Here is a 19,686-nt window from a genome sequence, read left to right on the forward strand (position 1 = left end):
GCGCTCAGGCCGCGCCGGCCTTCTGCGCGGGTTGCGCCTGCTGCATCAGCGCTTCGATTTCGTCCGCGTCGACGGGTACGTCGCGTGTCATCAACTCGCAGCCGGTGTCCGTGACGATCGCGTCGTCCTCGATGCGAATGCCAATATTCCAGTACTTTTCGGGCACATCATCAGCGGCTCGGATGTAAAGGCCCGGCTCGATCGTCAGCGTCATGCCCGGTTTCAGCGTGCGCCACGGCAATGCGCCGGTTTCATCAACGGGCGCGCCGCGCTCGCGATAGTCGCCCGCGTCGTGCACGTCCATGCCAAGCCAATGTCCCGTGCGATGCATATAGAAGCGCGCATACGCACGCTCCTCGATCACCTCGTCGACGCCCGCGAACAGATCGCGATTGAGAATGCCCGTGTCGAGTAGCCCTTGCGCGAGCATGCGCACGGCGGCCTGATGCGGCGCGTCGAAGCTCGCGCCCGCTTTCGTTACGTCGATCGCGGCCTGCTGCGCGGCCAGCACGATGTCGTAGAGTTCGCGCTGCGCGGGCGTGAAGCGGCCGTTCGCGGGGAAAGTGCGCGTGATGTCGGACGCGTAGCCGTCGAGTTCACACGCTGCGTCGATCAGGATCAGATCGCCGTCCTGCGCGGCCGCGTTGCCGGCCGGGTAGTGCAGCACGCACGCGTTAGCGCCCGAGGCGACGATCGAGCCGTACGCCGGCGCCTGCGCGCCGTGCTTGCGGAACGTGTACAGCAGTTCGGCTTCGAGTTCGTATTCGCGCACGCCGGGGCGGCATGCCGCCATCGCGTGTCGGTGCGCTTGTGCAGAGATCGCGGCGGCGCGACGCATGATCGCGAGTTCGTGGTCGTCCTTCACGAGGCGCATTTCGTCGAGCAGCGGCATCAGATCATGCACCGCCGATGGCGCGAGCACGCCGCTTCTGCCCTGCATGCGCACCGCGTCGAGCCACTGGCGCACCTTGCCGTCGAACTGTTCCGACGCGCCGAGCGCATAGTGCAGCGCCGGCTTGTCGGCGATGATGCGCGGCAACTGCGTGTCGATTTCTTCGAAGGCGAAGGCCGCGTCGAAGCCGAATGCTTCGCGCGCGCCTTCGGGGCCGAAGCGGAAGCCTTCCCACGTCTCGCGCTCCGCGTTCTTCGCGCGGCAGAACAGGATCGCCGCGGGCTCGTCCTGCTTCGCGCTCGCGTCGAGCACGAGCATGGCTTCCGGTTCGGTGAAGCCCGTCAGATAGTAGAAGTAGCTGTCGTGCCGGTACGGATAGTCGGCGTCGCGGTTGCGCAGTGCTTCGGGCGCGGTCGGGACGATTGCGACGCCGCCGCCCGTCGCGCGCAGCGCATCGAGCACGCGCGCGCGGCGCTGGCGGTAGATATCGGTTGCCGGAGTCAGATCGGTCATGAGTGCGGTCGGCGGTTCATCGTGCGTGGTGGAGGGCGGCGCGGCAGGCAAGGTCGATCGCCGCGCGGCAATGTTGCGATTGTATCGCCCATCGGAAATCGCTTCCGGGTCGCCCCTGGCCGCGCGCGCCGGGCAAACCTGCGGCGCATGGAATCGCCTGGTGAATGTCGAGGCGCTTCGGCGAACGCGTCGTGCGGCGCCTGGCTATCAGGCCAGGTAGACGGTCCCGCGCCCGCACGGCATTGTTGCAATCTGTCTACAACCCGGCGTGCTGGCGGGGCGAAGCGCGGCGCGCAGCGCACGGAAAACGTTCCAGCGCCCGCCAGCGCACTTATACTTTCGCCCAATTTCAATCCAAGGCAGGATGTAATGAAACTCATCGGTTCGCTGTCGAGCCCATTTGTCCGCAAGGCGCGGATCGTGCTCGCCGAAAAGAAAATCGACTACAAGCTCGAACTCGAAAACGTCTGGGCCGACGACACGACGATCCACGACTTCAACCCGATCGGCAAGGTGCCGTGTCTCGTGATGGAAGACGGCGCGGCCGTGTTCGATTCGCGCGTGATCTGCGAATACGTCGACACGCTGTCGCCCGTGTGCAAGCTCGTGCCGCAGTCGGGCCGCGAGCGCGTCGAGGTGCGCTGCTGGGAAGCGCTGGCGGACGGCATCATGGACGCCGCCGTGCTGATCCGCCTCGAAGGCGTGCTGCGTGAAGAAGCGCATCGCAGCGAATCGTGGGTCGCGCGTCAGCGTCACAAGATCGACGACGGCCTGATCGCGATGGCCCAAGGTCTCGCCGCGAAAGCGTGGTGCGCGGGCAATCACTACACGCTCGCCGACGTGGCCGTCGGCTGCGCGCTGGGCTATCTGGACTTCCGCATGCCGCAGCTCAACTGGCGCGAGCAGCATCCGAATCTCGACAAGCACTATCAGAAGCTGTCGCTGCGTCAGTCGTTCATCGACACCGTTTTGACCTGATCCGCACCCCGGCGATTCATCGCGCATCGAAACACTGTGCGAATGTCGCATCGGCATGACAGAGTGTTAAGGAAGCTTTCGTTTTCCCCGAAAATACCTTTCGATATGTTAAAAAAGCGCCTGCCTGTCAGGCGCTTTTTCTTTGGGCGTCTGTCCGGATGAAACCACCGCGGCGCGTTCGTTTGCGTGCGTTCGCGGTATCAGGCAGGGCGCCCGCGCCCTCGCACGACCATCGATCACATCGTCAAAGGGACGTTCGTCATGAAAGCGATCCGCGTTGCTCTCGCCGCCGCGTGCGGTGTGCTCGCTGCCTGTTCGGGGATGAGCCTCGATCCCAACACCCTCGTTCAGTCCGGCACGCAGGCCGTGCAGGCTGCGTCGCTCACCGACACCGACGTGCGCACGCTGTCCGACAAATCGTGCGCGCAGCTCGACGCGGAAAACAAGATCGCGCCCGCCAGCAGCCCGTACACGAAGCGCCTGAACAAGATCGCCGCGCAGCTCGGCGACAACATCAACGGCGTGCCCGTTAACTACAAGGTCTACCTCACGAAGGACGTCAACGCGTGGGCGATGGCGAACGGCTGCGTGCGCGTCTATAGCGGCCTGATGGACGTGATGACGGACGACGAAGTGCGCGGCGTCGTCGGTCACGAGATGGGTCATGTCGCGCTCGGCCACACTAAGAAGGCGATGCAGGTCGCGTATGCGACGTCGGCGCTGCGCTCGGTGGCGTCGTCGACGGGCGGCGTCACGGCCGCGATCTCGTCGTCGCAACTTGGCGATTTCTCCGAGAAGCTGATCAACGCGCAGTTCTCGCAAACGCAGGAATCGGCGGCGGACGACTATTCGTTCGATATCCAGAAGAAGAAAGGGCAGGACCCGGCTGGGCTCGTCACTGCGTTCAACAAGCTGGCGAAGCTCGATGGTGGCAAGTCGAGCATGTTGAGTTCGCATCCGGCGTCGGCGGCGCGGGCGCAACATATCCAGCAACGGATTGCTGCGAATCAGTAACCGGATCGGGGATTTGTTTTTGCTTGCGCAGGCGGGGTGGTTTGCTGGTGTTTGCGCTGGCATCCGCGCTTTGCCTTCGTGCTTCAAGCGTCGCCGTTCGGTGTTTTGGCCTTCGCGCTGGCATCCGCGTTACGGTGTTTGCCGTTCAGGCGTCGCCCCTGTGCGGGGCGGCACCTACTTTTCTTTGCCGCCGCAAAGAAAAGTAGGCAAAAGAAAGCGGCTCACACCGCCAGTTCTAGTTTTTGCCTGAGGGCCCCCAGACGGTCCCACGCTTCACACGGCAACCACGTGACTCATGGTCGTTGCCAACGCTTCGAATGAACGCCTCACCCGCTTCACGCAACCGCGTTGCGGCATGCCGTGCCAGATATCCCACCGCCGCCCAGGTGGCAAACTGTGTGTAGGCTTTCGCTCAATACGCGCATCGCTCCGGACTGAGAAGCAAGGTCGGTGTTTCTGGTAAGAGTGCTGACCTGTGCGGTGCGACAACCTACACACAGTTTGCCACCTGGGCGGCAGAAACCATTCGCTGCCGCCAGCCCTTGAGCGAGCGTTTGAAGTGGGTGAGGCGTTCATTCGAAGCGTTGGCAACGAACGCAAACAAAGACGCTGCCGTGTGAAGTGTGGGACCGGTTGAGGGCCCTCAGGCAGGAAGAAATGTTGGCGGTGTTAGCCGCTTTCTTTTGCCTACTTTTCTTTGCGGCGGCAAAGAAAAGTAGGTGCCGCCCCGCACAGGGGCGACGCCTGAACGGCAAACACCGTAACGCGGATGCCAGCGAAAACACGGGCAAACAACCCAGCGTCGCAGACAACCAAAAGTAAGTGCCGCCCCGCACAGGGGCGACGCCTGAACATCAAGCACCGTAACGCGGATGCCAACGAAAACACGGGCAAACAACCCAGCGTCGCAGACAACCAAAAGTAAGTGCCGCCCCGCACAGGGGCAACACTAGCAAACCCGAAGCAAACCGCGGATGCCCGCTAAAAAAACGTCACGCAACAACCGGTTCGAGTTCCGGCGCGAACGAATCGCTGCGCGCCACGGGCCACCATTTCTCATACAGCGTATAGCGATACTGCCCAACCAGCAGATCGCCGGGTTCGAGATACTTGAGCAGATCGGACATCAACCGCACTTCATACGACGACACGCGCCGCACGATGTGATGCGCGCGCAGATCGGCGGGATGTCGCAGACCCGCAGCCTGGATGATCTCCTGCAGTGCATGCAGCGTGTTGTGATGGAAGTTGAACACGCGGTCCGATTTGTCGGTGACGATCAGCGCGCGCTGGCGCACCGGATCCTGCGTCGCAACGCCTGTCGGACAGCGGCCCGTGTGGCACGTCTGCGCCTGAATGCAGCCGACCGCGAACATGAAGCCGCGCGCCGCGTTCACCCAGTCGGCGCCGATGGCCAGCGTCTTCGCGATATCGAAAGCCGTGATCATCTTGCCGCTCGCGCCGATGCGAATCTTGTCGCGCAGTCCGACGCCGACCAGCGTGTTGTGCACGAGCAGTAGCCCTTCCTGCAACGGCACGCCGATGTGATCGGTGAACTCGAGCGGTGCAGCGCCCGTGCCGCCTTCCGCGCCGTCGACGACGATGAAGTCCGGCAGGATGCCCGTTTCCAGCATTGCCTTGGCGATGCCGAAGAACTCCCACGGATGCCCGATGCACAGCTTGAACCCCGTCGGCTTGCCGCCCGACAGGTTGCGCAGACGCTCGACGAATTCGAGCAGCTCACGCGGCGTCGAGAATTCCGAATGCATGGCGGGCGAGATGCAGTCGCGGCCCCTCGGCACGCCGCGCGTTTCCGAAATTTCCGGCGTGATCTTCGCGGCGGGCAGCACACCGCCGTGACCCGGCTTCGCGCCTTGCGACAGCTTCACCTCGATCATCTTCACTTGTGGCTCGCTTGCCTGCTTCGCGAACCTGTCGGCGTTGAACGTGCCGTCGTCGTTGCGGCAGCCGAAGTAGCCCGACGCGATTTCCCAGATGATGTCGCCGCCATGCTCGCGGTGATACTTCGACATCGAGCCTTCGCCCGTGTCGTGCGCGAAGTTGCCTTTCTTCGCGCCGAGGTTCAGCGCGAGAATCGCGTTGGCCGACAGCGAGCCGAAGCTCATCGCGGAGATGTTGAAGATCGACATCGAATACGGCTGCGCGCGGTTCGCCCCGACGACCACACGAAAGTCGTGGCCGTCGAGCTTCGTCGGCACGAGCGAATGGCTGATGAATTCGTGGCCCGTCGCCTTCACGTCGATTTCCGTGCCGTAGGGACGGCTGTCCACTTCATTCTTCGCGCGCTGATAGACGATGCTGCGTTGCGCGCGCGAGAACGGCTTTTCTTCCGTGTCGTCTTCGACGAAATACTGGCGAATCTCAGGCCGGATGAATTCGAACAGGAAGCGGAAATGCCCCCACAGCGGATAGTTGCGCAGGATCGCGTGGCGCTCCTGCGTCAGATCGTAGGCGCCGAGCGCGACCAGAAGCACGGGCACGATGATCCACAGCCATGCGATGTGGCCGGTTGCCGCGAGCGCGGCGCAGGCCGCGAGCAGCAGGATGGCACACCACATCGCCAGATAACGTCGAGAAAACATGACAACTCCATTGCGGTGAATTCATCGCAGCGGAAGCATCCGGCGCGGAGGGCGTCGGGGTCTTCTCGTGAAAACAGCGGGCGTCCGTGGGGATGGATCGCGCTGCGAACGGTACGGCGGGTTGTTCTTGCTCAGTTAACGGCGCATTTCACGGAACATGAAGCGAACCGTAAGCGCGCCGAAACGCGGGCGGCAGGACAACCGTCGCCCGGAAGATACAACGAAGCGGGAATCAGTGCAGCGATGTCTGCGGGAAAAGCTTGCGGATCGTGTCCGCGAGCCTTTCCCAGCGGGGCTCAGCGCGCTGTGAGCAGCGCCGCTTTCTGAGGCTGGCGGACGACTGGCTGCGCGGTGGCCGCGTGCTCGATGATGCCGCCGCCGAGGCACACGTCGCCATCGTAGAGCACGGCCGATTGCCCCGGTGTGACAGCCCATTGGGCGTCGGCGAAATGAAGGGAAAAGAGCGCGTTCTTGTCGGCGCCGTCGGCAGCGCCGAACGTGCACGCCGCATCGGCCTGGCGATAGCGCGTCTTCGCCGCGCACGCATGGCCTGCCTCGGGCGCGTGGCCCGCGACCCAGCTCGTGTTGCCCGCCGTCAGCGTATGGCTCAGCAGCCACGGATGATCGTGGCCCTGCGCGACATACAGCGTGTTCGACGCGATGTCCTTGCCCGCGACGAACCACGGCTCGCCGCTGCCGTCCTTGCTGCCGCCAAGACCAATGCCCTTGCGCTGCCCGAACGTGTAAAACGCGAGGCCGATGTGCTCGCCGACCGTCTTGCCTTCGGTGGTTTTCATCGGGCCCGGCTTCGTTGGCAGATAGCGGTTCAGGAAGTCGCGGAACGGCCGTTCGCCGATAAAGCAGATGCCTGTCGAGTCTTTCTTCTTCGCGTTCGGCAGGCCGATCTGCTCGGCGATCTCGCGCACTTTCGTCTTCGGGATTTCGCCGAGCGGGAACAGCGTCTTCGACAGTTGCGCCTGATTCAGGCGATGCAGGAAGTACGACTGGTCCTTCGTGTGATCGAACGCCTTCAGCAGTTCGAAACGCCCGTCGATTTCGCGCACGCGCGCGTAGTGGCCCGTCGCGATGGTTTCCGCGCCGAGTGACATCGCGTGATCGAGGAACGCCTTGAACTTGATCTCGGCATTGCACAGCACGTCCGGGTTCGGCGTGCGGCCCGCCGAATATTCGCGCAGGAATTCGGCGAACACGCGGTCCTTGTATTCGGCCGCGAAGTTCACCGCTTCGACGTCGATGCCGATCAGATCCGCGACGGAGACGACGTCGATCCAGTCCTGACGCGTCGAACAGTATTCGCTGTCGTCGTCGTCTTCCCAGTTCTTCATGAAGAGGCCGACGACCTCGTAACCCTGTTCCTTCAGCAGCCATGCCGTGACGGACGAATCGACGCCGCCCGACATGCCTACCACCACTTTCTGTTTGCTCATGTGACTCTGCCTGACTGCTCTTTGTCGTGCCGAAGCACGCGTTCTATCGGGAGGGCCCGATCGAATGCGTTTGCACGAAGTCGAGCGGGAAACGCCGGCCTGCGAGGTAATCGTCGATACATTGCATCACGAGCGGCGTGCGATGCCGCTCGGGGCACGCGCGCAATTCGTCAGCGCCCATCCAGACGGTGCGGACGATATCGGGATCGAGCGCGCGGGCCTCTGGAGGTTCGCTAGCCGTCGAGCCGCAATACGTGAAGCGCAGATACGTGACGCCATCCTGCGGGCCGTCGACGGTGTCGGGCCGGCTGAAATGCGTCATGTAGACGCCAACCAGCGCCGCGGGCACGAAGGCATGCGCCGTCTCTTCGAGCGTTTCGCGGATGACGGCTTGCGTCAACGTCTCGCCCGCTTCCAGATGCCCAGCGGGCTGGTTCAGTCGCAGCCCGGCGGGCGTATGTTCTTCGACCAGCAGGAAACGCCCATCGCGTTCGACGACGGCCGCCACCGTGACATGCGGAGCCCAGGTTTCCGGTTTCATGGGACGGCATTTTACCGTTTATGGCCTGGGCTTGCCGGCGCCTGCGAAGAATGGACCGCCTCGCTCTAGCACATATCGATGCAAAAGGCACGGAAAGACACAAGGATCGTGTTCCTGAATACCGGGATCGTTACCAATTTCGATCCGCCCCTAGGTTTCGGTTAAAGTGGACCTCGTGGCTGAAGCCCCAGCCGTGCGTAGCCGTTGCACTTGCCTTTTGCATTGCCGGCGTTGCCCTTCGTCGGCGATTCCAGATTTTCATAACAGGATGGTCGAGGAGGATTCACGATGCACATCGGAGTGCCAGCCGAGACGCGGCCGTACGAAACACGCGTCGCCGCGACGCCCGAGACGGTCAAGAAGTACGTGTCGCAGGGCCACAGGGTTACCGTACAGAGCGGCGCAGGGACGGCCGCGAGCTATCTGGACGACGCGTACGCAGCTGCGGGCGCAGAACTCGTCGATGCGCCGACCGCGTTCGGCGCAGAGATCGTTCTCAAGGTTCAAAGCCCCACCGATTCAGAACTCCCGCTTCTTAAACGCGGTGCGGTGCTGGTCGGCATGCTGGAGCCGTTTAATGCTGAGAACGCATCAAAGCTTGCAGCCGCAGGCATAACTGCGTTCGCGCTCGAAGCCGCGCCACGCACGACGCGTGCGCAAAGCCTCGACGTACTGTCGTCTCAAGCCAACATTGCGGGCTACAAAGCGGTATTGCTCGCCGCCGATCTTTACCCGCGCTTCATGCCGATGCTGATGACGGCAGCAGGCACCGTGAAAGCGGCGCGCGTGCTGATTCTCGGCGCGGGCGTCGCCGGTTTGCAGGCGATCGCGACCGCGAAACGCCTTGGCGCCGTGATCGAAGCGTCGGACGTTCGTCCTGCCGTGAAGGAGCAGATCGAATCGCTGGGCGGCAAATTCCTCGATGTGCCTTACGAAACCGATGAGGAACGCGAAGCGGCCGTTGGCGTCGGCGGCTACGCGCGGCCGATGCCGCCCTCGTGGCTCGCGCGCCAGTCCGCGCTGGTTCACGAGCGGGCGAAGCAGGCCGACATCGTGATCTCCACGGCGCTGATTCCCGGGCGTGCCGCGCCGACCTTGATCTCCGTCGAAACCGTGCAGGCGATGAAACCAGGCACGGTACTCGTCGACCTCGCTGCGGGACGCGGCCCCGAGTATGAAGGGCAGCGTGGCGGCAACTGTCCGCTGACGGAAGCCGACAAGGTCGTCGTCAAGCATGGCGTGACGATCGCGGGGTATACGAATCTCGCTTCGATGGTCGCGTCGGACGCTTCGGCACTGTACGCACGCAATCTGCTCGACTTCATGAAGCTGATCATCACGAAGGAAGGCACGCTCAATATCGATCTCGCAGACGACATCGTCGCGGCCACGCTGGTGGCACGCGACGGCGAAGTCGCGCGCAAGGCATAGCGCACTAACGTGCATGGGACCAGAGTAAGGCGCTAAAGCGCCAACTCGGGTCGACAGAGGAGAAAGGGAATGGAAGTCATCAACCATACCGTGATCAACCTGATCATTTTCGTGCTGGCGATCTACGTCGGCTACCACGTCGTCTGGAACGTGACACCGGCGCTGCATACGCCGCTGATGGCCGTGACCAACGCGATTTCGGCCATTGTCATTGTCGGCGCGATGCTCGCGGCGGGCCTCACGGTCGGCGGCACGGGCAAGTTCTTCGGCACGGTTGCCGTCGCGCTTGCAGCGGTGAATGTGTTCGGCGGGTTCCTCGTCACGAGGCGAATGCTGGAGATGTTCAAGAAGAAGGAGCCGAAGAAGATCACGGCGCCGGGCGGTTTGAAGGAGGGTGCGTAAATGAGCCTCAACGTCGTTACGCTCCTTTATCTGATCGCCTCCGTCTGCTTCATCCAGGCGCTCAAGGGGCTGTCCAATCCGAAGACCGCGCGCACGGGCAACATGTTCGGCATGATCGGCATGGCGATCGCCATTCTGACGACCGTCGCGCTGATCTCGAAGCAGGCGGCCGTGCTCGGCTCGAATCTGTCGCTGGGTCTTTCGCTGGTGTTCGTTGCGCTGGTTGTCGGTGGCGGGATCGGCGCGTTCGTCGCCGCGCGCGTCGAGATGACGAAGATGCCTGAACTGGTCGCGGCGATGCACTCGCTGATCGGTATGGCGGCCGTGTGTATCGCGTACGCGGTGGTGTCGGAACCGGCTGCGTTCGGCCTCGGCGCCGAGGAAGGCATTCCGGGCTTCCTGCCGTACGGCAACCGGATCGAGCTGTTCATTGGCACGTTCGTCGGCGCGATTACGTTTAGCGGTTCGGTGATCGCGTTCGGCAAGCTGTCGGGCAAGTACAAGTTCCGGCTCTTCCAGGGCGCGCCTGTCGTTTATCCCGGTCAGCATCTGATCAACCTGCTGCTCGCAATCGCGATGGTCGGCTTCGGCGTGATCTTCTTCCTCACGCAATCGTGGCTGCCGTTCATCATCATGACGTTGATCGCGTTTGCACTGGGCGTGCTGATCATCATCCCGATCGGCGGCGCGGACATGCCTGTCGTCGTGTCGATGCTGAACTCGTACTCGGGCTGGGCGGCGGCGGGCATCGGCTTCTCGCTGAACAACGCGATGCTGATCATTGCCGGGTCGCTGGTGGGTTCGTCGGGTGCGATTCTGTCGTACATCATGTGCAAGGCGATGAACCGCTCGTTCTTCAACGTGATTCTGGGCGGCTTCGGCGGTGAAGCGAGCGCGGCGACGGTGGGTGGCTCGGCGGAACAGCGGCCTGTGAAGTCGGGGTCGGCGGAAGATGCGTCGTTCATGCTTGGCAATGCCGAAACCGTTGTCATCGTGCCGGGGTATGGTCTTGCCGTGGCGCGCGCTCAACATGCGCTGAAGGAGCTGACCGATGTGCTGATCGAGAAGGGCGTGGATGTGAAGTATGCGATTCACCCTGTTGCTGGGCGTATGCCTGGGCATATGAATGTGCTGTTGGCGGAAGCCGAAGTGCCGTATGAGATCGTCCATGAGATGGAGGACATCAATGGCGAGTTTGGCCAGGTCGATGTGGTGCTCGTGCTTGGTGCGAATGACGTTGTCAATCCTGCGGCCAAGACCGATCCGAAGTCGCCGATCGCTGGTATGCCCATTATTGAGGCCTATAAGGCCCGGACTGTCATCGTGAATAAGCGATCGATGGCGGCGGGGTATGCCGGGCTTGATAATGACCTGTTCTATATGGACAAGACCATGATGGTGTTTGGGGATGCGAAGAAGGTGATTGAGGATATGGTCAAGTCCGTCGATTGAGGTTGGGCTTCACGCGGAGGCGCTTTGTTTTTTTGCGCCTTCGCGGCGCGGGCGTTTCTGGTCTTGGGTGCGTTCGCGGTTTGCTTGGTGGTTCTGGCTTTTTCGCGGGCATCCGCGCTACGGTGTTTGCCGTTCAGGCGTCGCCCCGCACAGGGGCGACGCTTGAAGCACGAAGGCATAACGCGGATGCCAGCGCAAAGGCCAAAACACCAAACGGAGGCGCATGAAGCACGAAGGCAAAGTGCGGAATGCCCGCACAAAAGCCAGAAACACCAACCAAATTGCGAACGCAACCGAAACCACAAACCAGAACGCCCGCGCCGCAAAAGGCGCCACGCAACTGCCACTGCAAAGACAGAGCACCGAAAGGCATCGACCGCGCCGCGAAGGCCCTTACCGAGGCCTCACCCCAATACTCCGCATAAAATCCGCAAGCCGCCTCCCCTCGACATCAGGAAATGGCTCCAGCACATCAAGCTGGTCAATATTCGTAAGCGCGAAATGTCGAAAATCCCCCCGCAATTCGCACCACGCGCCAAGCGTAAACCTCGCCCCCCAGTAAGCGAGTGCAAGCGGCCACACACGCCGCTGTGTCGCGGCGCCGTTCTTGTCTAGATACGCAAAGCTGACAACACGCCGCGAATCAATCGCGCGATGCAGCGTATCGACAATCACCGACACATTCCCATCGACATGAAACGACGGCGCAAAGAACGCCAGCCTATCAATAGTGGCCCGCTTGTCAGCGGGCATAGCCGAAGCAATCTTCGCCAGCGCTCCGCGCGCACCCGCCGCCATACTCTCGCCGCCCCATGATTCGAGCATCCGCGCGCCGGCAGCGAGCGCCGTCAGTTCTTCGGCCGTGAAGGTGAGCGGCGGCAAACTCGCGCTGCGGCTCAAGCGATAACCAATGCCCGGTTCCCCTTCAATCGGCACGCCCGACAACTGCAAATCCTGCACATCGCGATACACGGTGCGCAGCGACACGTGCAGCCAATCGGCAAGTTGCTGCGCGGTCGTGAGCCGCCGGCCGCGCAACAGTTCGGCGATCTGGAACAGGCGGTCGGCGCGACGCGTCATCGTGGGGGTCTCCCGGAAATAGACGGGGAATCTCCCGCGATGATAGCGCCGCACGACGCACTCCCGCCGCGTTGCGCGTCACTTCACTCGTTGGTCTTCGAATGCAGGCCGATACGATTGCCTTCGGTGTCGGTGAAAAAGCCAATCCAACCGATATCGTGCGGCAACTGCACGGCGGGGCCTTCGACCTTGCCGCCAGCGCGCTTCACGCGTTCGAGCGTCGCGTTGACGGTCGGGCGCGCGTCCAGATATACGAGCGAACCCGTCTGCGACGGTTCGAGCGTCGGGCTCTGCACGATGCAGCCGCCCGTCGACGGCTCGTCGTAACTGAAGACGGCCATTGGCATGCCGAAATCTTCGCGGCGTAGTTTCGTATCGAGCGCGGCCTCGTAGAAGCGGACGGCGCGTTCGAAATCGACGGAAGGAATCTCGAACCAGGCAATAGCGCGATTGATTTGTGCTGACATGACGTTCTCCTGTTGATGGCGGTGAGCCGTGTGTGTCGCCGGATGGCGTAGGAGAAGTGTGCGGGCGGGCTACTGACAGCGTTCTGTCAGTAGCGTTGAGGAAATCAGAAACGCGAACAACAAAAAAGCGGGCGTTGAGCCCGCTTCTCTTGCGACCGGCAATCGAAAAACTCGCCGCTTACTCCTTCGGCCCATCCGCCGCCGGCCTTTGCCTGACGCTGCCCGCAATCAGATCAAAGCGGAACAGCCGGCATTCGAGCGCGCCATTGAACAACGGCGTCTTTGTTGACTCCCGCAACCGCATTTGCCCCGGCAGCTTCCGATCCGACGTCAGCACAAACGCATGCCACCCGGTAAAGCGCTTCTTCAGCGCATCCCCGAACGACTGGAAGAACTCCGTCATGTCGGGCGCTTCTTCGCTCTCCACGCGACGGAAGCCGCCTTCTTCGCGCCCAGTATTGCGAATCTCGCCCCGTGGACCTCGCACTTCGATCCGCTCGCCGTAAGGCGGATTCGCAACGAGAATGCCCGCTTCGCCCGCAGGCGGCATCATGTTGCGCGCATCGATCTGCTTCAACGGCAGCGCCGGAAAACCAGCACGTTCGAAGTTCGCGCGCGCCTTCTGGAGCATATTGTCGGAAATATCGCTGCCAAAGATCAGCAGATCGCCGCGGCCCGTGCGTGCCGCACGCTTCGCGTCCTGCGCGGCGACTTTCAGCGTCTGCCATGCCGACACGTCGTACTGCTTGAACTTCTCGAAGCCGAAGCGCCGTTCGACGCCCGGCGCAATGTTCAGCGCGACCTGAGCCGCTTCCGCGAGGAACGTGCCGCTGCCGCACATCGGGTCATACAAAGGCGTGCCGGGCGTCCAGCCCGTCAGCCGCAGGATGCCCGCCGCGAGATTCTCGCGCAGCGGCGCCGCGCCCTTGTCCAGGCGCCAGCCGCGCTTGAAGAGCGGCTCGCCGGAGGTGTCGAGATAAAGCGTGCAGTCGGTGGCCGTCAGGAACGCGAACACGCGTGCGTCGGGCGAGCCCGTGTCGATGCTCGGACGCGCGCCCGTCTTGTCGCGCAGACGGTCGCAAATGGCGTCCTTCACGCGCAGCGTCGCGAATTCGAGGCTGCGCAGCGGCGACTTGATCGCGGTGACGTCTACGCGCAGCGTCTCGTTTGCCGAGAACCACTGCTCCCAGCTCTGCTCGAGCGCGAGGCCGTAAATGTCCTGCTCGTTGCGATACGGACGATGCGCGATCTTCAGCAGCACACGGCTCGCGATCCGCGAATGCAGGTTGGCGGCCATGCCGGCTGCCCAGCCGCCCTTGAAGTGCACGCCGCCGGGCACCTGCGCGCCAGCCGCGAACGGCGCACCGTTCAGATGACGCGCGGCGATCTCGGCGAGTTCGGCGGCGAGCGCGGCTTCGAGGCCGCGCGGGCAGGGAATGAAAAATTCGAAGGACATGGAGATTGCCGCATGGCGTTGATTAAGGCGACATTGTACGCGGTCGCCTCGCCGTGCCTCGCGGCAAGTATCGCGCACGGGCGCGATGCGCTACCCGCGCGGGCCTACGTCCGTCAGCCCTTCGTTGCCGTATTCGAGGCTGACGGCGCGGTTGACGGGGCAGCGGACGGCCCCGAGGTCGATGCCGGACACGTCACAGCCGCGCCGCGCGCCGGGGCCGCCGCGAGATTGCGCACGGCCGCCGCGATCTCCGTCGCAATCCGCTGGACCGCACGCCGATGCCCTTCGGCAAGCGCATCGTAGCCGCCCGAAACAGGCTCGCTGACCACACTGCGGCAAGTCAGCACGGCCTGCGTGCGCACGGCGCGCACGCTCCACACCGCGTCGATCTGCGCGCGCGAGCCGGGCCACGACTCGAAGCGCTGCACGTTCACGCTGACGCGATAGACGGGCACACGGTCGGGATACGGCGAGCCATACACGTCGATCGTGCCCAACTGCTGCGTCAGCGAACTGGACAACGCGCGGCGGATCTCGTCGCCCGGCAGCGACGCCCAGCGTTCCTGTTCGAGCACCTGCACCTGGGTCGGTCCCGTTTGCACGACGAACTGGTTTTTCGCCACTTGCGGCGGCACGTCGACGGGTGGCACTTCGATCAGGAACGCCGGGTTGCTCGCGGTACGCACGGCATCCGGTGACGGGTCGCCTGCGGAGAGCGTGTAGAAGTGGCTCGGCGGCGACGAACAAGCGGCCAGCGCGGCAATCAGCAGGGCAGAAAGCGCGGCGGCGCGCATCGTTCGGGGGACGCGTGCAAACGTCATGGCTTGTCTCCTGATTTACCGCGCAGCAACGATTCGGGATGGCGTTCGAGGTAGTCCGACAGCGCATTCAGCGACTGCAGCGTGCGCGTCAGTTCCTGCAGCGCCTGATGCACATCGGATTGCAGCGGCGAGTCCTGCTGCAGCGTCGCTTCCGCCGAGCCGAACGTTTGTTTCGCGGCCGCAAGCGTGTCGCGCGTCTGAGGCAGCACTTCCTTGTCGAGCTGCGTGAACAGGTGGTCGGCGTTCTTCAGGGCGGCGTTCAGGTTGTTGCCGATCTGATCGAACGGCACCTGATCGAGTTTCTTCGCGATATCGGCGATCTGCAGTTGCAGTTCGTCGAGCGAGTTCGGGATCGTCGGCAGCTCGATCGGGTCGCGCGTGATATCCACGGTTGCCTTCGGCGCTTTCGGGAACAGGTCGATCGCCACATACAACTGGCCCGTCAGCAGGTTGCCCGTGCGCAGCTGGCCGCGCAGGCCGTGATTGACGAGCGCGAGCAGCATTTTCTGGCTTGCTTCCGTGCCGGATTCGGGCACGGGCTGGCCGCGCGAGCGGCGGCGCAGGCGGTCAGGATAGAGATCCATCGTGACGGGCATGTTGAAGTTCTTCGTCTGCGGATCGTATTCGACGCCGATGTTCGTCACCTGGCCGAGCACGATGCCGCGGAAATCGACGGGCGCGCCGACGGACAGCCCGCGCAGCGACTGGTTGAAGTTCATCACGACGCGCACCGGTTCGCCGTCGGGCTCACGCATCGCGTCGGCTTCGTCGGAGCCGAGGCGGAACGTCATGTTGTTCGGCGCCTGCACGCCGACGGCCTGGCCCGGCGGCGACTGGAACGCCAGCCCGCCGACGATCACCGTCGCCAGCGACTGCGTGTTCAGCTTGAAGCCGCCCGAATCGAGCCGCACGTCGACGCCGCTCGCATGCCACCAGCGCGAGTTCGTGCCGACGTACTGGTCGAACGGCGCGCTGACGAACACCTGCACCGTGACGCCCGTGCCGTCCTTGTCGAGCGAGAAGCCCGTCACCTGGCCGACCTGCACGCGCCGGTAGAACACGGGCGAGCCGATATCGATTGAGCCGAGCGATTCGCCGCGCAGCGTGAACTGATGGCCTTTCTGGTCGGCGGTGACGGCGGGCGGCGATTCGAGGCCGACGAACTGCGTCTGGGTTTCCGTCGAGCGTCCACCGTCCACGCCGATGTACGCGCCCGACAGCAATGTGCCGAGCCCCGACACGCCGCTTGCGCCGACGCGCGGACGCACGACCCAGAAACGGCTGTCCTTCACCGCGAAGTCTTCGGCTTCCTTCGTCAACTGTACTTCGACGTTCACGCGCGAGTGGTTCTTCGCGAGCTTGATTGCCTTCACGAAGCCGATGTCGACGTCCTTGTACTTGACCTTGGTCTTGCCGGGCTCGAGCCCTTCCGCGCTGATGAAGCTGATGTTGATGGTCGGCCCTTTTTCGAGCACCGACTTCACGACCAGCCCGACGCCGATCAGCGCCGCGATCAGCGGAATCACCCAGACGAGCGAAGGCAGCCAACCCCGTTTAGTGACGATCTCGGGCTCGGGCACGGGGTCGTTCTTCGGCGGGCCGGAAGGTGGCGTCGGCGCTTGAGGGCTATTCATGTTTCGGGTCCTGAGGTTTTACGGCTTTTCGGCTTGTTTGGGGCGGCGTCGCCAGGGTCTTTGTCCACGTCGTCCCAGATCAGGCGTGGATCGAATTGCATCGAGGCGATCATTGTCAGAATCACGACCGAGCCGAACGCGAGCGCGCCCGGTCCCGCCGTGATGACGGCCAGCGACTTGAAGCGCACCAGCGCGACCGTCAGCGTGATGACGAAGATGTCGAGCATCGACCAGCGTCCGATGCGCTCGACGATCCGGTACAGCTTGGTGCGTTCGAGCGGCCGCCATCGCGAGTGGCGTTGCGCGGTGATGGTCAGCAGCGCCAGCACCGTGAGCTTGAGCATCGGCACGAGAATGCTCGCGACGAACACGATGATCGCCAGCGGCCAGTCGCCCGATGTCCAGAAGTAGACGACACCGCTCATGATCGTGTCGTCCTCCGTGCCGACCAGCGAGGTCGTGTGCAGCACGGGCAGCAGGTTCGCGGGAATGTAGAGCACGGCGGCTGCGATCAGCAGCGCCCAGGTGCGCATCAGGCTATCGGGGTTGCGACGGTGCAGGATCGCGCCGCAGCGCGTGCAGCGCTGCTCTTTGGTGCGTAAGCGCGGCTGCACGCGCGAGCACGCGTGACAGGCGACCAGACCGGCGCGCGAGGCCGTGGTGTATTTCATCGGCCCGTCATCCCCGGTGCGGTGCGGTCGAACCGTCGACGTCCGGTGCGCCTGCCGCGCGATCGTCTCGACCGTCGGGCGTGCCGCCATCCATGTCGCCGCCCGCTTCGTCTTCGCGTGCATGCCGTTCGCGCCGCGCCTGCAGCACGCCGAGTGTTTCGGCAACATCCCACAGCGTGCGCGGGTCGAACGTGACGACCACGACGAACATCAGCGTGAGCGCGCCGAACGCGAACATCGCGGCTTCCGGAATCACGCGCGCGAGGCTCACCATCTTCACGATCGTCACCAGCACGCCGAGCATGAAGACTTCAATCATTCCCCACGGGCGCACGAATTGAATCGCGCGCAGCACCTGGTTGAAGAGCGGCGGCAGATAGCCCGCGCGGATCGACAGCAGCAGATAGAGCAGTGCGAGCAGTTCGGTGAGCGGAAAGAGCGTGGTCGAGCAGAACACGATGATGGCGACGATCTGCATGTTTTCGTCCCACAGCGCGACAATGGCGCCGAGCAGACTCGTCTGCGACGTGATGCCGTTGGTCTCCAGCTCGACGATGGGGAAGCCCTGCGCGATCAGGAACGTGATCAGCGCGGCGACCGTCATCGCCGTAATGCCGTCCAGCCGACCCGATGCGCTCCAGTACAGCATCGCGCCGCACCGCTGGCAGCGCGCAATCCGCCCGCGTCCAAGGCGCGGCTTCTGGAACAGCGCGTCGCATTCGTGACAGGCAATCAGGTGGTCATGTTCCATGCAGGCAATCGGGAAACGATGTTGTTGTCGTGGTTGCGGTCGGTGTCTTACAGATTGTTGCCGCGCAAGTGACTCGCACGTCACGGCCCGGGGGCAATAGTATCAAAGCTCGCTATGGTGACGCCGTACAGGTGGGCGCTTGCGGCCGGGAAGGCGGATGCAGCGATCGGCGGCCCGTCGCAGGCTTTGTCCGACAGATGCGGTGCGCATCGGTTCACGCGGAAATAGCAAGTTCCGCGCCGCGCGTAATGGTGTCGGCCAGTTACCGCCGCTTGCGGTACGATGAGCGCCGCGCAGACCGTTGGCGCCGATGCCGGACGCGAGCGGAATAATGGCATCGCCCGGGTCGTTTAACTTTCATGTTGGCGTCGGATCTGTCATGGCACATACCTCTTCGTTTCATTCGTTTTCCGCGCGCGGTTCGTCATACACATCGACGGCCATCGCGCTGCACTGGCTGATCGCGCTGCTGATCGTCTGCGGATTCGCCCTCGGCTGGGTGATGACGGACATCCCCGGTTTCACGCCGACCAAGCTCAAATACTTTTCGTGGCATAAATGGATCGGCGTGACCGTGTTCGCGCTGGTCATCATCCGCATTCTGTGGCGCGCGACGCATGCCACGCCGCCGATGCCCTCGCACATGCCCAAATGGCAGCGCGGCATCGCGCATCTCACGCACTTCCTGTTGTACGTGCTGATGGTTGCGATTCCCGTGTCGGGATATCTGTATAGCTCCGCGGCGAACGTGCCCGTCGTCTATCTCGGGCTCGTGCCGCTGCCGCGCCTGATCGCGCCCGATCCGCATCTGAAGGAAGTGTTGAAGTCCGTTCACATCACGTTGAACTACACGCTGCTAGTGCTGGTCGTGTTGCATGTGCTGGCGGCGCTCAAGCATCAGATTCTCGATCGCGACGGCCTGTTGTCGCGCATGATCCCTTTCCTCAAATAAGGACAAACATGAAGGTATCGTTCTATCGCTACATGCTCGCCGCGTTTGCGGCGGCGTCGCTGACCGCGTCGGGCGGCGCGTTCGCGCAGGTCGACATGGGCAAGAGCACGGTCACGGCGATCTCGAAGCAGATGAACGTGCCTGTCGAAGGCAAGTTCAACAAGTTCACCGCGCAGATTGCGTTCGATCCGGCAAACCCGGCGGCAGGCAGCGCGCAGGTCACGGTCGATTCGTCGAGCTACGATCTCGGCGACGAAAGCTATAACGAGCAGGTGCGCGGCAAGGAATGGTTCGATTCGAAAGCCTTTCCGACGGCCACTTTCGTCTCGAGCGCGATCGCCCCAGCGGGCAACAACCAGTTCAAGGTGACAGGCAAGCTGACGATGAAAGGCAAGTCGCAGACGGTCGTGGTGCCCGTCACGGTGACGAAGCAGGGCGCCGCGCAGGTGTATGACGGTGCTGTGACCGTCAAGCGGTCGCAGTTCGATATCGGCACGGGGGAATGGAAGGACACGTCGGTGGTCGCTGATGACGTGACGATCAAGTTTCATATCGTCGCCGCAGGCAAGTGAACCGTAGC

General features: G+C 63.2%; 18 protein-coding genes. 7 read left to right on the forward strand and 11 right to left on the reverse strand.

From position 1 onward, the window contains the following. Positions 1-4: 4 nt before the first annotated feature. Positions 5-1,405 (reverse strand): aminopeptidase P N-terminal domain-containing protein, encoded by a 1,401-nt coding sequence (locus tag SB822_RS31310; RefSeq protein WP_410856365.1) that lies wholly within the window; start codon positions 1,403-1,405, stop codon positions 5-7. A 369-nt stretch (positions 1,406-1,774) separates the two neighbouring features. Here SB822_RS31310 and SB822_RS31315 point away from each other — a divergent pair, with 369 nt between their 5' ends. After that, on the forward strand, positions 1,775-2,383 hold the full coding sequence (locus tag SB822_RS31315) for a glutathione S-transferase N-terminal domain-containing protein (protein ID WP_007587482.1): 609 nt from the start codon (positions 1,775-1,777) through the stop codon (positions 2,381-2,383). A gap of 261 nt (positions 2,384-2,644) precedes the next feature. Then, positions 2,645-3,397 (forward strand): M48 family metallopeptidase, encoded by a 753-nt coding sequence (locus SB822_RS31320; protein WP_410856366.1) that lies wholly within the window; start codon positions 2,645-2,647, stop codon positions 3,395-3,397. Positions 3,398-4,389: 992 nt separating this feature from the next. Here the strand turns inward: SB822_RS31320 and SB822_RS31325 are convergent. The 3 genes from SB822_RS31325 to SB822_RS31335 form a co-directional block, all read right to left on the reverse strand. Then, the gene (locus SB822_RS31325) at positions 4,390-6,000 is read right to left on the reverse strand and encodes an FMN-binding glutamate synthase family protein (RefSeq protein WP_410856367.1); all 1,611 of its coding nucleotides are present in this window, start codon (positions 5,998-6,000) and stop codon (positions 4,390-4,392) included. A gap of 296 nt (positions 6,001-6,296) precedes the next feature. Further along, on the reverse strand, positions 6,297-7,559 hold the full coding sequence (gene mnmA, locus SB822_RS31330; protein WP_410856400.1) for a tRNA 2-thiouridine(34) synthase MnmA: 1,263 nt from the start codon (positions 7,557-7,559) through the stop codon (positions 6,297-6,299). Next, complete coding sequence (locus tag SB822_RS31335) at positions 7,492-7,989, reverse strand: NUDIX hydrolase (protein ID WP_410856368.1); 498 nt, start codon at positions 7,987-7,989, stop codon at positions 7,492-7,494. The genes mnmA and SB822_RS31335 overlap by 68 nt, the downstream gene beginning before the upstream one ends. Before the next feature lie 288 nt (positions 7,990-8,277). Here SB822_RS31335 and SB822_RS31340 point away from each other — a divergent pair, with 288 nt between their 5' ends. The 3 genes from SB822_RS31340 to SB822_RS31350 all read left to right on the forward strand — a co-directional run bounded on the left by SB822_RS31340 (position 8,278) and on the right by SB822_RS31350 (position 11,274). Continuing rightward, positions 8,278-9,420: a Re/Si-specific NAD(P)(+) transhydrogenase subunit alpha gene (locus SB822_RS31340; protein ID WP_007588625.1), complete on the forward strand. Its 1,143-nt coding sequence runs from the start codon at positions 8,278-8,280 to the stop codon at positions 9,418-9,420. A gap of 69 nt (positions 9,421-9,489) precedes the next feature. Continuing rightward, positions 9,490-9,822, forward strand: a complete 333-nt coding sequence (locus SB822_RS31345; protein ID WP_410856369.1) for an NAD(P) transhydrogenase subunit alpha — start codon at positions 9,490-9,492, stop codon at positions 9,820-9,822. Beyond that, positions 9,823-11,274 carry an NAD(P)(+) transhydrogenase (Re/Si-specific) subunit beta gene (locus SB822_RS31350; RefSeq protein WP_007588623.1) on the forward strand — a complete coding sequence of 484 codons (1,452 nt, stop codon included), beginning with the start codon at positions 9,823-9,825 and terminating at the stop codon, positions 11,272-11,274. Between the two features lie 393 nt (positions 11,275-11,667). Here SB822_RS31350 and SB822_RS31355 read toward each other — a convergent pair whose 3' ends face one another. The 7 genes from SB822_RS31355 to SB822_RS31385 all read right to left on the reverse strand — a co-directional run bounded on the left by SB822_RS31355 (position 11,668) and on the right by SB822_RS31385 (position 18,154). Continuing rightward, positions 11,668-12,354: a helix-turn-helix transcriptional regulator gene (locus SB822_RS31355; RefSeq protein WP_090835934.1), complete on the reverse strand. Its 687-nt coding sequence runs from the start codon at positions 12,352-12,354 to the stop codon at positions 11,668-11,670. Positions 12,355-12,437: 83 nt separating this feature from the next. Next, positions 12,438-12,821 (reverse strand): VOC family protein, encoded by a 384-nt coding sequence (locus SB822_RS31360; protein ID WP_007744596.1) that lies wholly within the window; start codon positions 12,819-12,821, stop codon positions 12,438-12,440. Between the two features lie 178 nt (positions 12,822-12,999). Then, positions 13,000-14,277: a class I SAM-dependent RNA methyltransferase gene (locus tag SB822_RS31365; protein ID WP_410856370.1), complete on the reverse strand. Its 1,278-nt coding sequence runs from the start codon at positions 14,275-14,277 to the stop codon at positions 13,000-13,002. Positions 14,278-14,390: 113 nt separating this feature from the next. Continuing rightward, positions 14,391-15,098, reverse strand: a complete 708-nt coding sequence (locus SB822_RS31370; RefSeq protein WP_007744599.1) for a membrane integrity-associated transporter subunit PqiC — start codon at positions 15,096-15,098, stop codon at positions 14,391-14,393. Then, positions 15,095-16,732, reverse strand: coding sequence for an intermembrane transport protein PqiB (locus SB822_RS31375; RefSeq protein WP_410856371.1), 1,638 nt, complete (start codon positions 16,730-16,732; stop codon positions 15,095-15,097). Before SB822_RS31375 ends, SB822_RS31370 begins: the two co-directional genes overlap by 4 nt. After that, a complete protein-coding gene (locus SB822_RS31380; RefSeq protein ID WP_410856372.1) occupies positions 16,729-17,403 on the reverse strand; it encodes a paraquat-inducible protein A in 675 nt (224 codons plus the stop codon). Before SB822_RS31380 ends, SB822_RS31375 begins: the two co-directional genes overlap by 4 nt. Before the next feature lie 7 nt (positions 17,404-17,410). Beyond that, positions 17,411-18,154 (reverse strand): paraquat-inducible protein A, encoded by a 744-nt coding sequence (locus SB822_RS31385; protein WP_086909628.1) that lies wholly within the window; start codon positions 18,152-18,154, stop codon positions 17,411-17,413. 379 nt (positions 18,155-18,533) lie between these two features. Here SB822_RS31385 and SB822_RS31390 point away from each other — a divergent pair, with 379 nt between their 5' ends. Further along, complete coding sequence (locus SB822_RS31390) at positions 18,534-19,106, forward strand: cytochrome b (protein ID WP_007744607.1); 573 nt, start codon at positions 18,534-18,536, stop codon at positions 19,104-19,106. Between the two features lie 8 nt (positions 19,107-19,114). Further along, positions 19,115-19,678, forward strand: a complete 564-nt coding sequence (locus SB822_RS31395; protein ID WP_410856373.1) for a YceI family protein — start codon at positions 19,115-19,117, stop codon at positions 19,676-19,678. The last annotated feature ends 8 nt before the right edge of the window (positions 19,679-19,686 follow it).

It is taken from the genome of Paraburkholderia sp. SIMBA_054 (assembly GCF_046534875.1).
Taxonomy (GTDB): Bacteria; Pseudomonadota; Gammaproteobacteria; order Burkholderiales; family Burkholderiaceae; genus Paraburkholderia; species Paraburkholderia hospita.